Genomic DNA, 3,800 nt, shown 5'->3' with positions numbered 1-3,800 from the left:
TATTTTTAGCTATTACAAATATCAAAAGGGATATTGTCTAAAAGAGAATAGAATTCTGAGCAACGAAGAGTTACTTCGAAATGCCGCTATAAATTATTTTAAAAGATATCACGACTATGAAATTTTGCGAAATACCATTATCGATGAGCACGATATAAAAAATTTCGGCCATAGTTTTTATACGGCGAGCGTCTCCAAGCTCTATCTAATCGGCGATTTTAATGAAGAAAACTGGTTTGATTTTTTGGTTGAAAATACCGACAGAAAGAGTTTTGATTATGAGATAAAAGACAAGACGCAAATAGATATCTCCGATCTATCAAAATATTTTGTATATAAGGATGAAATTTTAGGCTTTAGACAGCCTATTATCTTATCGGAAGAGAAAAATCCGCTTCATGGTGGAAAAATGTTTTTAGAAAAATCATTTTTAATAAAAGAGAATAAATTTTTTGTGAATTATGCCAGACCTGGTTATATAAGTTGGTATATCGAGCTTAACAATAAAGAAGATTTAACAAAAATCAAAAGCAAAGAAAATTTAATGCGAATAAAAAACGGATATGAGAACTTAGAAAGCCTTAATGAAGTCTTAGCTTACACTCATATGAAGCATTTGCGGCGTAAATTTTCATACGATAATTGCGGAAATATAAATTTTGATATCAAAGCTCCGGCAGAACAGGAGCTGGATATGTGGATTCACGGTGGATAAGATTGGTTGAAATTTTATCTTAACGAATGTAACCGAAAAAGGATAAGAGATGAGCAAAAAAGAAACTGATTTGAGATTAGAATTAGAGGGCAATTACGGTGCCGATATATTGAGTTATTATTTGTGGGGGAAGAAAACTCCTCCTGGTCCGAAAGAATTAGCCTCTAACGAATGGATGGATAGAAAAGGACTGATATGAAATTTTATAAATCTCTTAAATTTAAAGCCCTAGCTGGCACGCTGCTTCTTATAATAATACTCTGCGCCGCATTTATCCGTATGATTCCCGATTATTCCACTTCACGAGGCTTTGTGATAGTTTCTCTCCCCGATTACAACAAATACAAGCAAGGATACTGCCTGAAAGAGGATAGAATTTTGCCCAAAGAGGAGCTGTATAAAAAAGTAGCCGGGGCATATTTGGACTATGATGTAAAGCTATATTGGATGATTGATGCTTATAGGTTGAAAACCTTCGGTAGTCTTTGGTCCAGTAGATACGAGGTTGCATACTATGAACTAGAAAATATAAACTTATCAAATTGTTTTGAAGTATTAGAAAAATATTATCAAGAGGGAAAAACGACCGAGCAGATACTGATGAAAGAGCTAAAGGCTAAAAAAACCGATCCAAAGAAATATCTAAAAATAAATTTGAAAGATACGAGCGTTGGATTTGACAGACCGATAGTTAGGGTTGGCGGTGGCGAGAAAGAAGTCACAGGCACTTTGTTTCTTGATAAATTTGCTATATTTAACGGCAATTATATGCAATTTAACCATTCGGAGTATCTGTGCGATACGAGAGAGAGAGGAAATTTTATTATCGTGAAGAAATACTATAAAGAGAGAAAAAATGCCGTAGTCGGTATTGGAAAAGGTTTTAAATTTGATAACTGCGGCAATATAAATTATCCGCTGGAAGAATATTATTTGGGAGGTAGAGATATAGAGATGCGCTAAATTCTCTAATATGAATTTTATTAAAAAATTTAAGGGACTTAAGACCGATGAGTGCAGAGCAAAAATATAAATTTCATAGGACGGCGAAGTATTTGCTGGCGGTGCCGATGGTTTTCTTACTTATTTGGTGGGCGGCGTCTTTGATTTTGGCGGTTTTGCCTTTGGCGGGCGTGCTAAGAATCGCCGTTTTTGTAGCAATATTTGCGATTTTGGCTTGCGCGCTGCTTTGGTATTTGTTCAAAAGATATAAAAATTTTAAGCTAAGCAAGCTGTTTGTAGAAAATCCAAATTTTAGTTTGCTGCTTTTTACAGTAGAAAATTTATCGCTCGGCGCTTTTTACGTCAGCTTTCTGGCGTGCTTGGCGGAGGGATATTTTTGGGGCGAGTAGGCTGCCAGCTGGAGCGCGCCGTTTGCATTTGCGTTCGTGCCTATTTGTTTGCTCGTTTTCGTGATCTCGTATATGTTTAACGGAAAGAAGAGCTAAGCCTATGCGCCTTTCGCGCCCGCTAAATTTTATCTCTCGCGCAGCGCGGGTTTGGGCGCAGATTTAACGCATGCGAGCTGGGTGCTATTTAAAATTTAGCTCATCCCGCTTGCCTTAAAATTTTAAAATTCTATCATCGCAAAAGCTCCGCCGCAGGCTTTAAATTTTATCTTTCGCGCGGCACGGGCTTGGATACAAAATTTAGCCCACGCTCAAGAGTGTGAAATTTCGCCGCGGACAAAATTTTTGCGAACTGATAAAATTCTCGCTAGCCGCCGCGCTTTAACATTTATGCAGAACACGCTTATATCGCTGCGACATTTGCAAAATTTTAAAATGGCACGGAACTCGCCTCGCAAACGACGATTACGCCGCAGGCTTATCTGTGCGGGCGCATAGCCTTCGGGCTAACGACGAAACCTTGATCTTAGCCGCAAAGCAAATCCGAACTCCGGCAGAGAAAATGCGAGCGGCGCGAATACAGAAGCAAAAACCGGGCGGGCGGGCGCGTTTGCCCGAAGCCTAGCCTTTTAATTTCATCATTTTTTCTAAAATTTCATACACAAGATCGAGCTTCGTAAAGCCGTCTCTATCCAAAAAATGCCCGCCCTTCTCCACCTCGTAAAACTTAGCATCGATCTGCCCCGCTAACTTACGGCTGAAGCTAAACGGCACGATATAATCGTCCTTTGCGGCAATCACCGCGCGCTGTTTTGCGGCGGCTTTTATGCGCTCAAAATCAAAGCCTTTATCCATAAACTCGTCTAAAATTTTAAATTGCGGATCGCTAAGCGGCTTTGCAAGCCCCGAAACTAGCACGACGCCCTCTACTGCGCCGCTTGCGGCACTGCTTTGTAAGAAATTTAAGATCGTAGGGCATCCGAGGCTGTGTCCGACCAAATAGACTTCGCCTTCAAATTTTACGCTTTCTCGCAATGTCTTCAGCCACTCATCAAGCCTCGGATTCGCAGGCGTAGGCATCGTTAAAATTTCCGCGCTCGCGCCCGATTTTTCGATCTCGCCTTTAAGCCAGGCAAACCAATGGCTTTTAGGCGAAGCGTCGTAGCCGTGCACGATATAGACGCACTTTTGCATATTTTCTCCTTTAAATTTAAGCCCTTTGCGCGCAGAATTTTAAAATTTCAATCCGCGCCCTAGCCCTTACAGATCGTGATTTTATCGGCAAATTTACCCAAAAAATGATACCCCGAGCCCGCCTGCGCGATGATATCGAGCACCGCGTCGGCATCCCGCACGAGCGTGCCGCCCGCAAAGTCCACGCCGCGCTCAAATAGCGCCTGCGGCAGTAGCGGCGTGGTAGGCCCCACGAGCACGAGCTTGGCGCCGCTTTTTTTCAGGCGCAAAAGCCCACCCAGCGTGTCGTTGATGAGCGTCGTAGCCGTGATTATCACGTTATCTGCGCGCGGCACAACGCTTGCGGCCTCGCTTGCAGGCAGGTAAAACGGCAGCTCAGCCTCTTTGAGCGTACTTTTGTCAAGCTCTAAAATTTTAAAATCCGCGCCATTTTTCATCAGCGTCTTGATGTAGGGCACCAGCGCGCCCACGACGACGCTAAAGCTGCCGCGCTCGATCCGCAGCTGCTCAAAGGGATCGGCGCCGAATTTCACGTCGTAATC

The 3,800-nt window shown here is 42.4% G+C and carries 6 protein-coding genes; 4 read left to right on the top strand and 2 right to left on the bottom strand.

Annotated elements, in window-relative coordinates; genetic code table 11:
* From Q0369_RS10555 to Q0369_RS10540, 4 genes are all read left to right on the top strand, one after another.
* On the top strand, window positions 1–715 hold a 715-nt coding region (locus Q0369_RS10555; protein ID WP_298099650.1), incomplete at its 5' end, for a hypothetical protein.
* 49 nt (window positions 716–764) lie between these two features.
* Window positions 765–914, top strand: a complete 150-nt coding sequence (locus tag Q0369_RS10550; RefSeq protein ID WP_295098417.1) for a hypothetical protein — start codon at window positions 765–767, stop codon at window positions 912–914.
* Entirely contained in the window at window positions 911–1,678 is a 768-nt protein-coding gene (locus Q0369_RS10545; protein WP_298099645.1) for a hypothetical protein, read from the top strand. Before Q0369_RS10550 ends, Q0369_RS10545 begins: the two co-directional genes overlap by 4 nt.
* Before the next feature lie 47 nt (window positions 1,679–1,725).
* Complete coding sequence (locus Q0369_RS10540) at window positions 1,726–2,067, top strand: hypothetical protein (protein WP_298099642.1); 342 nt, start codon at window positions 1,726–1,728, stop codon at window positions 2,065–2,067.
* 618 nt (window positions 2,068–2,685) lie between these two features.
* On the opposite strand, the gene Q0369_RS10535 is transcribed toward Q0369_RS10540, so the two are convergent.
* Together Q0369_RS10535 and Q0369_RS10530 are read right to left on the bottom strand one after the other, a co-directional pair.
* Entirely contained in the window at window positions 2,686–3,258 is a 573-nt protein-coding gene (locus Q0369_RS10535; protein WP_298099639.1) for an alpha/beta hydrolase, read from the bottom strand.
* Window positions 3,259–3,317: 59 nt separating this feature from the next.
* Window positions 3,318–3,800 (bottom strand): DUF364 domain-containing protein (locus tag Q0369_RS10530; RefSeq protein WP_298099634.1); only part of this gene is annotated, 483 nt, incomplete at its 5' end.

The organism is uncultured Campylobacter sp., assembly GCF_938030685.1.
Lineage (GTDB): Bacteria > Campylobacterota > Campylobacteria > Campylobacterales > Campylobacteraceae > Campylobacter_B.
This window is presented reverse-complemented; position numbering and strand designations above follow the sequence as displayed.

Coding starts and splice junctions, on each gene's coding strand:
- Q0369_RS10535 (WP_298099639.1), bottom strand. CDS start 3,258: ATGCAAAAGTGCGTCTATATCGTGCACGGCTACGACGCTTCGCCTAAA.
- Q0369_RS10540 (WP_298099642.1), top strand. CDS start 1,726: ATGAGTGCAGAGCAAAAATATAAATTTCATAGGACGGCGAAGTATTTG.
- Q0369_RS10545 (WP_298099645.1), top strand. CDS start 911: ATGAAATTTTATAAATCTCTTAAATTTAAAGCCCTAGCTGGCACGCTG.
- Q0369_RS10550 (WP_295098417.1), top strand. CDS start 765: ATGAGCAAAAAAGAAACTGATTTGAGATTAGAATTAGAGGGCAATTAC.